This is a genomic window from Eggerthella guodeyinii, from assembly GCF_009834925.2.
Classification (GTDB): Bacteria; Actinomycetota; Coriobacteriia; order Coriobacteriales; family Eggerthellaceae; genus Eggerthella; species Eggerthella guodeyinii.
Map to the genome: position 1 here is coordinate 2,347,512 of NZ_CP063310.1, position 14,480 is coordinate 2,361,991.

General features: G+C 66.5%; 13 protein-coding genes. 9 read left to right on the top strand and 4 right to left on the bottom strand.

Going from position 1 to position 14,480, the window contains the following annotated elements; translation table 11 throughout:
* Nucleotides 1-8: 8 nt before the first annotated feature.
* Entirely contained in the window at nt 9-683 is a 675-nt protein-coding gene (locus tag GS424_RS09890; RefSeq protein ID WP_160942353.1) for a zinc metallopeptidase, read from the bottom strand.
* A 159-nt stretch (nt 684-842) separates the two neighbouring features.
* On the bottom strand, nt 843-1,988 hold the full coding sequence (gene rnd / locus GS424_RS09895; RefSeq protein WP_160942352.1) for a ribonuclease D: 1,146 nt from the start codon (nt 1,986-1,988) through the stop codon (nt 843-845).
* Between the two features lie 75 nt (nt 1,989-2,063).
* Between rnd and GS424_RS09900 the strand changes: the two genes are divergently transcribed.
* Nucleotides 2,064-2,975 carry a diacylglycerol/lipid kinase family protein gene (locus GS424_RS09900; RefSeq protein WP_160942351.1) on the top strand — a complete coding sequence of 304 codons (912 nt, stop codon included), beginning with the start codon at nt 2,064-2,066 and terminating at the stop codon, nt 2,973-2,975.
* A 21-nt stretch (nt 2,976-2,996) separates the two neighbouring features.
* Here GS424_RS09900 and GS424_RS09905 read toward each other — a convergent pair whose 3' ends face one another.
* The gene (locus GS424_RS09905) at nt 2,997-4,442 is read right to left on the bottom strand and encodes a helix-turn-helix transcriptional regulator (protein ID WP_160942350.1); all 1,446 of its coding nucleotides are present in this window, start codon (nt 4,440-4,442) and stop codon (nt 2,997-2,999) included.
* A gap of 236 nt (nt 4,443-4,678) precedes the next feature.
* Between GS424_RS09905 and GS424_RS09910 the strand changes: the two genes are divergently transcribed.
* Both GS424_RS09910 and GS424_RS09915 read left to right on the top strand, forming a co-directional pair.
* Complete coding sequence (locus GS424_RS09910) at nt 4,679-5,140, top strand: FMN-binding protein (RefSeq protein WP_160942349.1); 462 nt, start codon at nt 4,679-4,681, stop codon at nt 5,138-5,140.
* Nucleotides 5,141-5,208: 68 nt separating this feature from the next.
* Nucleotides 5,209-6,675, top strand: coding sequence for an FAD-binding protein (locus GS424_RS09915; protein WP_160942348.1), 1,467 nt, complete (start codon nt 5,209-5,211; stop codon nt 6,673-6,675).
* A 67-nt stretch (nt 6,676-6,742) separates the two neighbouring features.
* On the opposite strand, the gene GS424_RS09920 is transcribed toward GS424_RS09915, so the two are convergent.
* Nucleotides 6,743-7,852, bottom strand: coding sequence for a TerC family protein (locus GS424_RS09920; protein WP_160942347.1), 1,110 nt, complete (start codon nt 7,850-7,852; stop codon nt 6,743-6,745).
* Nucleotides 7,853-8,523: 671 nt separating this feature from the next.
* On the opposite strand from GS424_RS09920, the gene GS424_RS09925 reads away from it, so the two are divergent.
* The 6 genes from GS424_RS09925 to GS424_RS09950 all read left to right on the top strand — a co-directional run bounded on the left by GS424_RS09925 (nt 8,524) and on the right by GS424_RS09950 (nt 14,437).
* On the top strand, nt 8,524-9,306 hold the full coding sequence (locus GS424_RS09925; RefSeq protein ID WP_160942346.1) for a teichoic acid transporter: 783 nt from the start codon (nt 8,524-8,526) through the stop codon (nt 9,304-9,306).
* A gap of 223 nt (nt 9,307-9,529) precedes the next feature.
* The gene (locus GS424_RS09930) at nt 9,530-10,150 is read left to right on the top strand and encodes a 4Fe-4S dicluster domain-containing protein (protein ID WP_160942345.1); all 621 of its coding nucleotides are present in this window, start codon (nt 9,530-9,532) and stop codon (nt 10,148-10,150) included.
* A 112-nt stretch (nt 10,151-10,262) separates the two neighbouring features.
* Nucleotides 10,263-12,827, top strand: coding sequence for a molybdopterin-dependent oxidoreductase (locus tag GS424_RS09935; RefSeq protein WP_160942344.1), 2,565 nt, complete (start codon nt 10,263-10,265; stop codon nt 12,825-12,827).
* Nucleotides 12,828-12,837: 10 nt separating this feature from the next.
* Nucleotides 12,838-13,170, top strand: coding sequence for a hypothetical protein (locus tag GS424_RS09940; RefSeq protein ID WP_160942343.1), 333 nt, complete (start codon nt 12,838-12,840; stop codon nt 13,168-13,170).
* Between the two features lie 119 nt (nt 13,171-13,289).
* Nucleotides 13,290-13,547 carry a chaperone NapD gene (locus tag GS424_RS09945; RefSeq protein WP_160942342.1) on the top strand — a complete coding sequence of 86 codons (258 nt, stop codon included), beginning with the start codon at nt 13,290-13,292 and terminating at the stop codon, nt 13,545-13,547.
* Nucleotides 13,544-14,437: a 4Fe-4S binding protein gene (locus GS424_RS09950; protein WP_160942341.1), complete on the top strand. Its 894-nt coding sequence runs from the start codon at nt 13,544-13,546 to the stop codon at nt 14,435-14,437. The genes GS424_RS09945 and GS424_RS09950 overlap by 4 nt, the downstream gene beginning before the upstream one ends.
* The last annotated feature ends 43 nt before the right edge of the window (nt 14,438-14,480 follow it).

Genomic DNA, 14,480 nt, shown 5'->3' on the forward strand with positions numbered 1-14,480 from the left:
GTCGGGCGCTAGTCCCGGCGCTGCCCGAGCAGCCACAGCAGCTGCAGGATGGAGGTGAGGGCCGCGGCCACGTAGGTGAGCGCGCAGGCGCGCAGCACGTTGAACGAGCCGGTCTGCTCGGCCTGCGGCAGGCCCGTCGTGTTCATGTAGGCCATCGCGCGCTGCGAGGCGTTGAACTCCACCGGCAGCGTGACCAGCTGGAAGATGACGACGGCCGCGTACATGACGATGGCGAGCGTCGTCAGCTGGGTGATCTGCATGAAGATGCCGAGCATCAGCAGGAAGATCCACGCGTTCGACGCGAGGTTCACCACGGGCACGAGCGCCCCGCGGATCTTCATGGGCGCGTAGCCCTGGGCGTACTGGCAGGCGTGGCCCACCTCGTGGCACGCCGTGGCCGTGGCCGTGATGGAACGGCCGGAGAACGCGTCGGGCGACAGCGTGACGGAGTTCGTCCGCGGGTCGAAGAAATCCTGGCCCGGACCGCCGCGGTGCACCTCCACGTCGCCGATGCCGTAGTACATGAGCATGCGGCGCGCGGCCTCGGCGCCGGTGAGGCCCGTGGAGATGGGCACGTGGGTGTACTTCTTCAGCTGGGAGTTCACATACCAGGTCGCCAAGCCGCCGATGGCGAGCGTGACCACGATCAGCAGCAGGTATCCGTTGCTCAATCCGAAGAACATAGGTGACAACACTCCTTCAAAAGGTTGCGTGCGCGGACGCGTGCGCCCGCATCGTTTTCGTTCCCCGATATTCTATAATGAAACAGATGATCGCCTCGAAACCGTCATCGATTCAGCGTGAAAGATTCGTAACTTCCCGCGCGAAAGCGTCCGCGCGCCTCAGTCGCGGCGCTCCACGCGCAGCTCGGAGCCGTCGATGCTGAGGGCGAGCCGGCCCTCCAGCAGCTCCAGCAGCTCCTCGCCCACGAGCGCGCGGCGCCACCCGCGCAGAAGGTCGATGCCCTCGCGGTAGCCGCGCGCCACGCGCGACAGGTCGTCGTGGCTGGCCAGCGTGGGGAACGCCACGCCGTTCTGCTTGGCGCGCAGGCGCACGAGCGCGCACATGAGGTCGAGCTCCGCATCCACGTTGGGCTCGTTCTTGCCGCAGCGGTCGGGCTCGGGCCAGGTGTCGGGCGACGCGTCCACCGCCGCCGCGATGAGGGCCACCACCGTGCGCGCGTCCTTCGTGGACAGCCGGTCGGACAGTCCGCGCACCATGAACAGGTCGTCGATGGAGCGCGCCTCGCGCTTGCAGGCCTCCACGATCTGCTCGTCGGTGACCACCCACTTGCGGGGCACGTCGCGGCGCTGGGCCTCCAGCTCGCGCCACGCCGCCACCTCGCGCGCGGCCGACAGCTGGCGGCGCGACAGCTGGGAGACGCGCTTGAGGCGCTTGTAGCGCTCGCGCTCGTTCGTGGCGTAGCGCGCCGGGTCGGCCATGTCCTCGAAGTCGCGGTCGAGCCACGCGAGGCGGCCGAGCTCCACAAGCTGCGCCCGCATGCGCTCGTACATGCGCGGCAGGTACACCACGTCGTCGGCCGCGTACTCCAGCTGCGATTCGGACAGGGGGCGGCGCGACCAGTCGGTGAACGAGTCGATCTTCTTGAGCGTCACGCCGCACTCGGCGTGCACGAGCGCCGCGTAGCCGATCTGCTGCGTGTGGCCCAGGAGCGCGGCGGCCACCTGCGTGTCGAACAGGGGGTGCGGCAGCACGCCCACCTCGCGCAACAGGATCTCGAGATCCTGGTTGCCCGCGTGGAACAGCTTCATGACGCCCTCGTTGCGCAGCACGGGCGCGAGCACCCGCAGGTCGTCCACCGCGAAGGGGTCGACGATGGCCGTCTCGTCGTCGGTCGCAAGCTGGATCAGGCACAGCTTGGCATAGTAGGTCTTCTCGCGCAGAAACTCCGTATCGATGGCCAGCACGCTCGAATGCATGGCGCGGTCGACGAACGCCGCGAGGTTTTCTTGGTTTGCTATGTACACCCGGTGTTCCTTACCTTGTGTTTCCCAGTTCATGTTGTACCATGCCATCATAGCAAACGATTGGAAAGGGAACCGGTGAAACTGCTCGTCATCAACAACCTCTCGTCCGGCTTCGGGGAAGGAGCCGTGTACGACTTCGTGCGCTCGTTCGTCCAAGACGGCGACGAGGTGTGCTTGCGCTCGACGGACGGGACCACCGGCGTGAGCGCCCTGCTGACCGACGCCGCGTCGTTCGACGCCGTCATCGCCAGCGGGGGCGACGGCACGGTGGCCACGGTCAGCTACCTGCTGGCCAACACGGGCATCCCCGTCCTGCCCTTCCCCGCCGGCACCGCGAACCTGCTCGCGCTCAACCTGGCCTCGCCCATGGAGCCCCACGCGCTGGCGAAGATGGTGCGCGAGGGCCGCACGCTCGACTTCGACCTCGGCGAGATCGAGGTGGCCGACCGCAAGTTCGGCTTCGGCATCATGGCGGGCGCGGGCTACGACGCCGCCATCATGCACGGGGCGGAGGCCGGCAAGCGCCTGTTCGGCCCCATGGCCTACCTGTCGGCGGCCATCGCGAACCCGATGCCGCAGAAATCGCACTTCACCATCGACCTCGACGGCGAGCGCGTGGAGAGCGACGGCCTGGGCATCCTGCTCGTGAACTTCTCGAAGATCCAGTTCGACATCACGGTGACGCACGACAACGAGCCGCGCGACGGCGAGTTCAACGTGGTGGTGCTCAAGGCGAAGACCGCCTTCGAGCTGATCCCCGCCGTGCTGGCCGGCCTGCTCGACCGCGGCGGCGACTTCCCCGACCGCACGGGCGCCCTGGAGATCCACCGCGCCCGCGAGGTGCGGGTCGAGGCCGATCCGCCGATGGAGGTGCAGTACGACGGCGAGGCGACGCGCCTCATGACGCCGTTCTCGGCCCGCGTGATCCCGCGCGCGGCGCGCTTCTTCGTCAGCGAGGAAGGCTACGAGCTGTTCGCCGCCGAGTAGGGAGCCGCCGCTCCTCGTCTTCTATTCCTCCTCCAAATACGCGCGCAGCGCATCCGCCAGCTCTTGGCGGCTGTGGACGAACATTTTCGCGTACATGTTGCGCAGGTGGGTGCGCAGGGTGCTTTCGGTGATGCAGAGCCGTTCCTGGATGACGACGTTGTTCTTCTCCTGCGCCACGAGCACGGCGATCTCCTCCTCCCGCTTCGACAGCCCGAACTCCCGCGCAGCGCTCCGGGCGCACTGCGCTGACGCGCCCTCATCGTCGGCCAGCCGCTTCGTCGTCTTGCGCCGCTCGAAGAACCGCCGGATGTCGCCTTCGCTCATCACGAACGCCGAGGTGACCACCGCAAGGGCGATGACGCCCGAGATCATGACCGGCAGCGGCACGTCGGCCGTGTGCAGCACGCCGTCGTAGAGCACCTGCGCGAGCGTGCTGCACGCGGTGAGCGCGAACTGCCCTGCGGCGAACACGCAGGCAGCCGGCGCGTGCGAGCGCAGGGCTATGCTGCACCACAGCGTCCAGGTGAAGATGCGAAAGAACGTCCAGCCTGCTCCGATGACGTACGCTTCGTAGTGCTGGTTGCCGCTTTCCAGCGTAAGCACGGGAATGATGCTCAGGATGATGAGCGGCGTGAGCATGCGGTACAGCAACATGAAGTCCGATTTCTCGCCGCGGCTCCGGGCGAAAAGAGCGATGAGCGCCGACACGGCCAACCCGGCAAGCAGCGTGTTGAGCTCGGCCGTGGCCGACGATTTCGCCTCGGAAAGCGAGTTCGTCAGCAGGTTGATGGCACCGAACAATCCGACGCCTACGAACAAGCGCAACGGCAGACGCGCAAGCGTACGCGCTTCGCGGGGACGAGCGTCCTCGACGGACGCGAGCGCGTCGTCGGAGCGCAGCACGAGCAGCGCGACACCCGAGAGCAGCGGAAACACCGCGTGCACTATAAGCGCCGCCATCGGTTCCAGCCCCGCCACCAGCAAACAGAGAGCGAACGCCACGACGTACACAAGCGCCACGCACAAGAGCGTGTCGCGGAAGCGGACGCGGCACAGGCACTCCGCCCACACGAGCAGAAGCGCCGCCTTCGATCCCTCGAGCACCACGCCGGCTGCCGCTCCGAGGGGCGCATCGAGCACCCAGCCGCACGCATACGCGCAGACGGTGGACGCGCATACCGCGAGCGGCGCCCCTACGACGAGGGGTCTGCAGGACAGCAGGCTTCCCCGCCGCTTCGCCACCTGAGCGAACACCATGAGCAGGATCAGAAACAGCGCGGTCTGCGCGTAGTTCGCAGGCTCGAGCACCGACGCGCTCGCGCTCAACGGCTGCGGGAACAGCGTCGGCGAGATGCCAACCGTCTGCCACCCCAAGTACAGCCCCAGCCCGCACACGAGCACGGCAAACGTCGACGCGGGCAACGGTTCCGCTGCGGCAGCGTCACGCAACGCCTTACTGCGGTTCATTTGCAGCCATCCCCTCTCTCTCCCTCAGTGCCATAGTAGCGAACATCGCGCCTTGGCGACCGGTCGTTTCCGCAATTCGCAGATGAGAAACCGTACTTCTTGCGCTACCTCATTTCTACCTCACGCCTACCGCACCGTTTTCAAAGATACCTCACGAGATGGTTTGACGCGATGCCGCCCGGTTCGCTTATATTCGGGCGACCGAACGCCAGCGAAACGAGAAAGGGATGATGGATATGAAGAAGCAGATAGCCGTCGCGGCGTGCTGCCTTGCGGTGTCGGTGAACCCGCTGCTGACCGGTTGCAGCCCGAGCGCCTCGGCGGAACAGGCCAGCACGGGCATCGAATCGGAGCAGGAGCGAAGCCAAAGCCAGGATGCAGCAGCGGTGTCGGAGCAGAAAAAGCAGGATGCGCCAGCTGCAAGCTACAAGGATGGCACGTACGTCGGCTCGGGCACGGGCATGGGCGGCCCCATCGACGTGACGCTCACGGTCGCCGACGGGCACGTGACGGTCGACGAGATCGTCGAGTCAGGCGAGACGGCCGGCATCGGCGGCAAGGAGGCCATCGAGGACGGCACGTTCAAGGCGCAGATCGAAGACGCGCAGTCGGCCGACATCGACGGCATCACCGGCGCCACCATGACCACAGGCGGCGTGAGGAGGGCCGTCGAGGCAGCGCTCGCCCAGGCGAAGTAGCCCCACGTACGATCCCGACGCGTCGAACGGAAGCGTTGGGCAGACGCAATCGAGAGAAGGAGACAGGGATGAACATGAATCGTCGTCAGTTCTGCGCGCTCGGCACGGCCGGCGCCTTGGCCGCCATCGCCGGAGGGGCGAGCGTAGGCTGCACCTCCGGCAACGAAGGCGCGAAGGAGGGCGCGGGCTCGCCCGCCGCAGCATCGGCCCGCGCCATCGGCGACGCCGACGTGAGCTTCGGACAGGAGGTGGACGCCCTCGTCGTGGGCGCGGGCATCTCCGGTATGCTAGCCGCCATCGACCCCGCCGCCGCGGGCCTCGACGTGCTCATCGTCGAGCAGAATTCCACCTACGGCGGCGACGCCATGTACTCGGCAGCCTGCCAGATGTGCACCACGGCGAAGCTCACGCAGGAGGAGCGCCCCGACAAGTACATGAGCGCCGACCAGATCCGCGAGAAGTTCGCCCCCTACTACGAGAACGACGAAGCGGGGCTCGAGCGCACCGTGCTTATGCAAACCTGGGGCGGGAAGTTCATCGACCTGATGCACTACGACTGGGGCTATCAGTTCCAAGAGTTGCGCGAAAGCCCTTACCATCAGGCGTTTTTTCCCAAGAATGGCCTGTGTACGATGAAGGACGAGTTCGAGCTCATAAACCAGAAGGTCATCGAAGCAGGGGCTTCCTACCTGTTCGAGACCACCTTCAAGACGCTCATCGTGGACGACGAGGGCACCATCGCGGGCGCACGCTTCGTCGCGAAGGACGGGTCGGTCGTCGACATCAAGGCGAAGGCGGTGGTGCTGGCCGCCGGCGGATACATATCGAACCAGGAATGGATGGTGAAGTACGCGCCGGAGTGGGCGTTCGTCGGCAACATCGTGGCCGGTCGCAAGGGCGACGGCATCGCCGCCGGCGTAGCCGCGGGCGGCACGCTCTCGGGCATGGCGGCTTCGGGCAACCTCAACCCGCGCTACGAGGCGGGTCACATGCTGGGTACGTTCTACCCGCTCGTCGGCCTCCTGCCCAACGGCAAGCGTTTCTACTGCGAGACCGCCGTGCACAACGCGGCCACCGGCTGCTTGGCCGCCGGCTACAACGAGTGGTACAGCATCTGGGACAACACGGCGCAGAACGGCCTCGACCAGGAAGCCATCGCACATGCCGGGAACGCCGTGCAAACTGCGGACTCCCTCGAGGAGCTGGCCGAGAAGACGGGGCTCGCGATCGAGACGGTGCAGGCGGCCTTCGACGACTACAACGGCATCTGCGACAAGCAGGAGGATCCCGAGTTCGGCAAGACCCTCTTTCTGCAGAAGCTCGAGCCGCCGTACTACTTCTTGCGCAACGTGCCCGTGCGCTACAAGAGCTGCGGAGGCCTGACGGTGAGCGATCGCATGGAGGTTCTCGACGGCGACGGCAACCCGATCCCCCGCCTTTACGCCGCCGGATGCACCGCCGGCACCGAGGACATCGTCCCCGCCGCCGGCAGCGGCTTGCTGCTGGGCACCGTCCTCGCGGAGGACTTGGCGTAGGAACCCCCCCCCCCTGCAATCCCCCTCCCAATGGAAACGGCCCCTCTCGGGGCCGCTTCCTTGCTTCCTACTTGCCTTCCGGCACCTCGTAGGCGGGGTCGGACGCGTCGGCGGCGTCCTCCACCGTCACGTTCTCGGCGCCGATCTCGAGCGGCTGGCCGAACGCGGCGCTCGCCGTGTCGGACGTGGCCATGAGCTCCTTGAACGACGCGGCGTCCTCGCCGGTCATCGGCATCATGACGTATACGTTGTTGCCGATGATGACGGGCCGGATGCGCTCGGCGTCGGCGCTCGGCGCGCCCGCGGCCTGCGGCTGGGCGCTCTCGCGCTTCATCTGCTCCATCATCTCGGCGCGCACGTTCTCGATCTGGGCCGCCGTCTCGTTCTTCCAACGGTCCTTGCGCCAGGCGAGGAAGTTCGCGTTGTAGCGCATCTGGATGACCTCGAGCACGATGCAGAACACCATGGCGAAGTACACGATCAGCTTCTCAAGCGGCATGTGCAGAAGCTCGATGCCGGTGTGGAAGCCCGCGCTGTCGATGACGAGCAGCGCCCCGATGGCCACGATGAACGTGAGCGCGAGCATCTTCATCTCGGGATGGCCGTTGATGAAGTTCGAGATGGGGTCGATGAAGATCATCATGAGGAACACGGCCAGCATGACGGCGATGATCATGATGATGAGGTGGTCGGCCATGCCCACGGCCGTGATGACCGAGTCGATGGAGAACACGACGTCCATGATCATGATGGTGCCCACGGCCTGCGGCAGCGTGATCAGGTGCAGCGCCTTGTGCTCCTCGCAGTGCTCGGCCTTGATCTCGGTGAGCTTGAGCGTCTCGCGCAGCTCGGCGATGCCCTTGTAGATAAGGTAGCCGCCGCCGACGAGCAGCACGAGGTCGCGCACCGAGAACCCGTGCGCGTAGGGGCCGAGGTCGATGGTGAACAGCGGCGCCGTCATGTGCACGAGGTACGATGCGAAGCTCAGGAACACGATGCGCATGACGAGCGCGCCGGCCAAGCCGAGCTTGCGGCCGATATGCTGCTTGTCCTCGGGCAGCCGGTTCGTCGTGATCGAGATGAACACCAGGTTGTCCACGCCGAGCACGATTTCCAGGAAGATGAGGCTGACCAGGCTGATCCATGCCTCGGGTGACGCGAAGATTGATAGGTCCACGGGTTGTTAGCTCCTTCTTCGGTTGCTCGTCTGTTCCGCGCGCGGGCCTCGTCCATAAAAAAAAGACTCATGGCGCGCCGCTCGATGCCGGCTGCGCCATGAGTCTCGTTATTTAAGACACGCCAGGCTTCTCAGCCATGATGTTGAACGTGCCGCTCGCATGTCCCAGCATGCGAGCCAACTACTCCCCCACGGGTGTCCTGGTATCCTAACACGACGCCCCCAGCTCGGCAATTGCCAAAACATAATTTAACGCAACCCGTACAAACCCGCCGGACATCGGCATGTTCCCTGTTGTTCGGCGGCTCGACGTTGCCCCGAGCGCCCCCGCGATCGCCCTCGCGCTCGCCTGCACCGCCTTCCCCGCCCTGCTGCTGCCATCCTGCGCAGCCCCTGCGAGCAACCCGGAACCGGCGGAACCCTCCCCGGGCCACGCGGAGCGACGACGAAGGAGAGGAAGGCGCAGGGCAAGACCGTCCTGACCGTGTACGAGCAGGACGGCAGGACGGCCGTCGGAGAATTCGAGCTGGGGTGACGCCCGAAAACCTCCGGGAACTCTGCAAATAACGTTGACGCGTCAGCTTGCGCGCAGGTCGCAGCGGGCAATGCTATAATGCGCAAAGCGCAACATCAGTTTCGCACCGATCACGCACATCACCGCAGGAGACGCAATGCTATTCAAGTCACGCAGAAACGAGTACGTGGACACGGAAGGCCCCGTGCGCTATCTGGACGGCAGCGGCCTCGAGCGGCCGCTCGACATCCCGAAGCCCCAGATCGCCGTCATGATCGCCTTCGTCGTGGTCGCAGCCCTCATCGGCGGCTACCTGCTGTTCAACATCCTGGACACCGTGAAGGGCGGCGCCGCGCGCGCCCAGGCCAGCGTGGAGGAGAACCTGTCGCGCGAGGTGTCCTACGACCTGCCGGCGCTCACGTCCTACATCGCGCTGAGCGACGAGGAGATCAAGCAGGCCGTGGCCGACGCGGGCCTCACGGTCATCGACAAAGGGGGTATGTCCGACGACCCCGACGCCGCCCTCGAGCTGATCAAGCTCCCCTCCGACGTGAGCGAGCTCGACGCGGGCCTGCTGTACAGCAAGGGCGTCTCCAAGCTCACCGCGAGCGAGGCCGCGCTGCTGCTCAACGGGTCGTGGACGCTCGACGCCGACCGCACCGACGGGCTGTCCATGCGCCTGCGCTACGCCGACTTCTCGTCGGGCAGCCTCGACGCCGCCATCGACAGCGCCATCGCCGCGGAGGGCTTCGACCCTGCCACCATCGCCGAGGACGGCATGGGCGTGGACGAAGTGGGCAACACGTTCAAGCAGGGCACGGTGGACGCGAACGGCACCACCTACACCTGGAAGGTGTCGGCCATCCCGCTGTCCGACATGTACGACATCTCGGGCCTGCCCGAAACCGCCACCTACGTGGGCGTGCGCCTGAGCGCCTAGCCCCCGCGCCCCGCGCGCCGTATCGCATCGCTGCAAAACCGCGCCCCGCATCGTGTCCGTCGATGCGGGGCGCTTCGTTTCTCCTCGTCAACATTATTCTTTCCTAAAAACAGTATAAAACCCTAGCCCCGCAACGGGGTTTTCCTCGTGCGCCCCCGGATATACCCCGATAGGCACATGACCAGCTCAAGCGGATGATACGAGGCGAGGAAGAGGAGATTTCATGAAAGTATCGAGCGTCATAGCGGGTGCGTCGGCTGCCCTGGTGGCATTCCAGGCCGTGTTCTACGCCACCCGCGGCGAGGCCGACTTGCTGCGGCCCCCCGGGGCGCACGGCGAGAAGGACTTCGTGGCGCGCTGCATCAAGTGCGGCAAGTGCGTCGAGGCCTGCCCCTATCTCGCCCTCAAGCCCGCGCGCGACAGCGCGGGAGCCGCCGTGGGAACGCCGATGATCGACGCGCGCGCCCAGGCCTGCCGCCTGTGCGAGGACTTCCCCTGCGTCGAGGCCTGCCCCACGGGCGCGCTGCGCGACGTCGAAGCCCGCTCCGACGTGAAGATGGGCGTCGCCGTCATCGACGAGGACCTCTGCATCGCGTTCCAGGGCATGCGCTGCGAAGTGTGCTACCGCACCTGCCCCCTCATCGACGAGGCCATCGTCATCGACTACCGCCTGCGCGAGGGCGACGCCATCCACTCCGTGTTCGCCCCCGTCATCGACGAGGACAAATGCGTGGGATGCGGGCTGTGCGTCGAGCGCTGCGTGGTCAGCGAGCCGCGCGTGGCCATCCGCATCGCGAGCGACCAGGAGCGCGCCCGGGACATCGCCGCGCCCGAACAGGCGTAACGGACGCGGCGCAGCAGCGCAGCAGCGCCCCGCGTCCCTGAAAAGTACTGCCAAACCGTTGGAGGACGGTAGGACATAAAGAGTGAGCAACGGGAGGAAAAGGAGGGATGTCATGGACATCTCAAGGCGAGGATTCGTCAAGGCCACGGCGGTAGCGCTGGCAAGCGCCGCGGCGGCGGGCACCATGTCGTCGCTCGTTGGATGCGCGAGCGGCGAGGGTCAGTCGACCACCGCCGCGGCGGGCGAAGGCCAGAAGTACACGGCCGTGTGCCGCTTCTGCGGCTGCGGCTGCGGCGTCATCTGCGAGGTCAAGGACGGCAAGCTGATCAGCGTCACGGGCGACCCGGACAACGAGTCCAACAAGGGCCTCAACTGCGTCAAGGGCTACTACCTGGGCAAGATCCTCTACGGGGACGACCGCCTGACGAAGCCCCTGATCCGCGAGGACAAGTCAACGAAGGGCACCGGCGAGGGCCTGCGTGAGGCGACCTGGGACGAGGCGCTTGAGCTCGTGGCCTCCAAGCTCAAGGAGACGTGGAAGGCCGACAAGAGCCGCATGGCGTTCTGGCTGAGCGGCCAGCAGCCCATCACCGAGGGCTACGCCTGCGCCAAGCTCATCAAGGCCGGCCTGCTCTCGAACAACGTCGACCCGAACGCGCGCCTCTGCATGGCCAGCGCCGTGGTCGCGTTCATGAACGTGTTCCAGACCGACGAGCCCGCCGGGTCGTACAGCGACCTCGACCAGGCCGACGTGTTCATCACCTGGGGCGCCAACATGGCCGAGGCGCACCCCATGCTGTACTCGCGCCTGACCGCCCACAAGCTCTCCGACCCGAACGTCAAGCACTACGACCTCGGCACCATCAGGACGCGCACGAGCGCGAGCGCCGACAAGACGATGATCTTCCATCCGAACACCGACCTCGCCATCGCGAACTGCATCGCCAACTACCTCGTGCAGGAGAAGAAGTACGACGAGGCCTTCGTGAACGACCACCTGCAGTTCAAGCAGGGCACCGAGGACATCGGCAACTCCTTCGAGGACGGCTACGACAAGAGCGACATCGGCTCGACCGTGGACGCCGTGAGCCCCATCACGTTCGAGGAGTACGCCGCCCGCTTGGAGCCCTACACCTTCGAGTACACCTCCCAGCTCTCCGGCGTGGCCGTCGAGGACCTCAAGGAGCTGGCGGCGGTCTTCGCCGACCCGAGCAAGAAGGTCATGTCGCTGTGGACCATGGGCGTGAACCAGCACAACCGCGGCACGTGGATGAACCACCTCATCTACAACATCCACCTGCTGTCCGGCAAGATCGCCCAGCCCGGCTGCGGCCCCTTCTCGCTGACCGGCCAGCCCACCGCCTGCGGCACCGCCCGCGAGGTGGGCACGTTCAGCCACCGCCTGCCCGCCGACCTCCTCGTGGCCAACGAGCAGCACCGCCGCTACACCGAGGCCATCTGGGACCTGCCCGAGGGCTACCTCGACGAGATCAAGGCGCCCGGCATGCACACGGTGAAGATGTTCCGCGAGCTGTCGAAGGGCAACATCGACTTCATGTGGTCCGCGCACAACAACTGGGCGCAGTCCATGCCGAACCTCACCCGCTTCCTGGGCCAGGGCGCGGAGAACAAGGGCATCTTCGACGCGTTCATCGTGGTCAACGAAGTGTACCCGACCCTGTCCACGCAGTACGCCGACGTCGTGTTCCCCGTGGCGCTGTGGGTGGAGCGCGAGGGCCAGTTCGGCAACGCCGAGCGCCGCACCGCCGTCTTCGAGAAGGCCGTGGACGCCCCGGGCGAGGCCAAGTGGGACCTCTGGGCGTTCATGGAAGTGGCGCACCGCGTGCTCGACGGCGAGAAGATCGACGGCAAGGACTCCTTCGACCACCTGTTCGGCTTCATCTACGACAAGAACGCCCACGACTTCAAGAACGACGACCGCGAGACGAACCGCCTGCTGTGGGAAGAGTACCGCATCTTCTCGAACCCCGACATGAACGACAAGGCCAAGGCCATCAACGACGACGCCGACGGGACGTTCAACGCGAAGCTCAAGATGGAAGCCAAGCAGCTGGCGCCCTACGAGGAGTACCTCGCGCACCACGGCATGACGTGGCCGGTGCGCAACGTGGGCGGCACCTGGAAGTCCACGAAGTGGCGCTTCGCCGAGGGCTCGCAGGACGAGGGCTTCGACGAGATCGGCGTGGAGCAGTACGGCAAGGCCGGCCAGGCCGGCGGCGTGAGCTTCTACAAGTCCGCCAACCTGAAGCCCTCCGTGGTGTTCCGCCCCTACGAGCCGCCCGCGCAGACCCCGAGCGACGAGTACCCGTTCTACTTCGTCACGGGCCGCTTGCTGGAGCACTGGCACACCGGCACGATGACCCGCCGCGTGCCCGAGCTCGACCGCGCGCTGCCCGAGGCGCTGCTCAACATGAACCCCGACGACTGCAAGAAGATGGACATCAAAGACGGCGACATGGTGAAGGTCAAGTCGACGTACGGCGAGTTCGACATCAAGGTGTCCACGGCGGGCCGCACCGAGCCTCCCACCGGCGTGACGTTCGCCCCGTTCTTCGCCGAGGAGACCCTGGTGAACCTGGCGGTGCAGGACGTGTACTGCCCGCTGTCCAAGGAACCGGACTATAAGAAAACCTGCGTATCCATCACGAAGCTCTAGGGGGAAGACGATGAAGAAGCACATGATAACCGCTGCCCTCGTAGCCGTGATGGCGATGGGTTTGGGCACGGTGGCCGGCTGCAGCCAGGAGGCGCCGAAGGAGAACGTCAACGCGGACGTGCCGGCCGGCGCCCCGCCGCTGATGCCGACGAGCCACGACGGCCGCTTCGAGAGCCTCGGCGCGGCGGGCTGCTACGGCTGCCACGGCGCGAACGAGCAGGCCAACCCCATGCTGGCCGACGCGGTCGCCCTGCCTGACGACCACTACGCCGGCGGCGACGCGGGCTCCCTGGAAATGGACCCGACGCACGAGCAGTGCATCACCTGCCACGCGCAGGCGTAAGAGAACGAGGCCTACCCGGCGGACGGAGCACCGCGCGTCCGCCCTCCCTCCTCGCCCGCCCCTTCCTCGGAGGGGGCGGGCCCTCCGAGGAATCGATGAACGAAGGTGAGGAACCCATCATGGTCATTTCGAGTTTGGTCGTGGAAACGATCCCCGAGCGCACCGGCGACGTGGCGCAGGAGCTCGCGCGGCGCGAGGGCGTCGAAGTGCACGAGACGAACGGATACAAGGTCGTCGTCACCATCGAAGCCGAGACCGTGGACGATTCGCACGAGATCGCGAGCGGCTTCATCGGCATCGAGGGCGTCATCGGCATCAACCTCGTCTACGCGAATTTCGAGGACGACCCCACGCTCGCCAAGGCCGGTACGCGATGAGCGACGCTCCGAACGCTCCGCGCACGTTGCGTTGGTCCTGGCTGCGCCACACGGTGCAGGCGGCGGCGTTGGTGCTGTTCGCCGCTCCGGTGATCGCGGTGGGCTGGGGCCTGTTCGGGACGTCCGTCGGCGGCGACGACGCCGTGGCCGCCCCTGCCGACCTCCCCTTCTTCGGCAGCCTGTCCTCCTCTTCCATCGGAGGCTTCGAGATTCTCGACCCCTTCGGGACCCTGCAGGTGGCCGCCGCCTCCAAGACGTTCGAGCTCGATTGGCTGCTGGCCGCGCTGCCGGTGCTCGTCGTGTACGGGCTGATCAGGGGTCGGGCGTTCTGCGGATGGGTGTGCCCGGTCAACCTGCTGCTGGAGATCGTGGACGCCGTGCGGCGCAAGCTGCGCATCGAGGTGCGGGAGATGCCGGTGCCGCGCCGCGCGAAGCTGTGGATCGCGCTGGCGGTGCTCGCGCTGTCGGCGCTGACCAGCGTGCCGGTGTTCGAAGCGTTCTCGCCCATCAGCGTCATCAACAAGGGCATCCTGTTCGGCGCCGTAACGGGCGTGTGGGTGCTGCTGGCCATCGTGCTGGCGGAGCTGTTCTGGAGCCACCGCGTGTGGTGCCGCGCGCTGTGCCCGCTCGGCGGCTTCTACGAAGCGCTCGGGCACGTGGGCCAAGTGAACGTCAAGTTCGACCGCAGCGCGTGCATCCGCTGCGACGCGTGCAAGCGCTCGTGCCTGTCCGACCCCGCCATCCTCGACCCGGTGCTCACCGAGCGCGACGTGATCGTGCGCGCGGGCGACTGCATGGCCTGCGGATCGTGCATCGACGCCTGCCCCACGCGCGCCCTGTCGTTCACCCTGGGACGCACCGCGAAGCCGAAGGCGAGCGCCGAGAAGTAGCCGGTGCCGTCTTCGGTGGGCCGCGCGGCTTCGCGGCTTACCG

Coding starts and splice junctions, on each gene's coding strand:
- GS424_RS09890 (WP_160942353.1), bottom strand. CDS start 683: ATGTTCTTCGGATTGAGCAACGGATACCTGCTGCTGATCGTGGTCACG.
- GS424_RS09905 (WP_160942350.1), bottom strand. CDS start 4,442: ATGAACCGCAGTAAGGCGTTGCGTGACGCTGCCGCAGCGGAACCGTTG.
- GS424_RS09910 (WP_160942349.1), top strand. CDS start 4,679: ATGAAGAAGCAGATAGCCGTCGCGGCGTGCTGCCTTGCGGTGTCGGTG.
- GS424_RS09915 (WP_160942348.1), top strand. CDS start 5,209: ATGAACATGAATCGTCGTCAGTTCTGCGCGCTCGGCACGGCCGGCGCC.
- GS424_RS09925 (WP_160942346.1), top strand. CDS start 8,524: ATGCTATTCAAGTCACGCAGAAACGAGTACGTGGACACGGAAGGCCCC.
- GS424_RS09930 (WP_160942345.1), top strand. CDS start 9,530: ATGAAAGTATCGAGCGTCATAGCGGGTGCGTCGGCTGCCCTGGTGGCA.
- GS424_RS09935 (WP_160942344.1), top strand. CDS start 10,263: ATGGACATCTCAAGGCGAGGATTCGTCAAGGCCACGGCGGTAGCGCTG.
- GS424_RS09940 (WP_160942343.1), top strand. CDS start 12,838: ATGAAGAAGCACATGATAACCGCTGCCCTCGTAGCCGTGATGGCGATG.
- GS424_RS09945 (WP_160942342.1), top strand. CDS start 13,290: ATGGTCATTTCGAGTTTGGTCGTGGAAACGATCCCCGAGCGCACCGGC.
- GS424_RS09950 (WP_160942341.1), top strand. CDS start 13,544: ATGAGCGACGCTCCGAACGCTCCGCGCACGTTGCGTTGGTCCTGGCTG.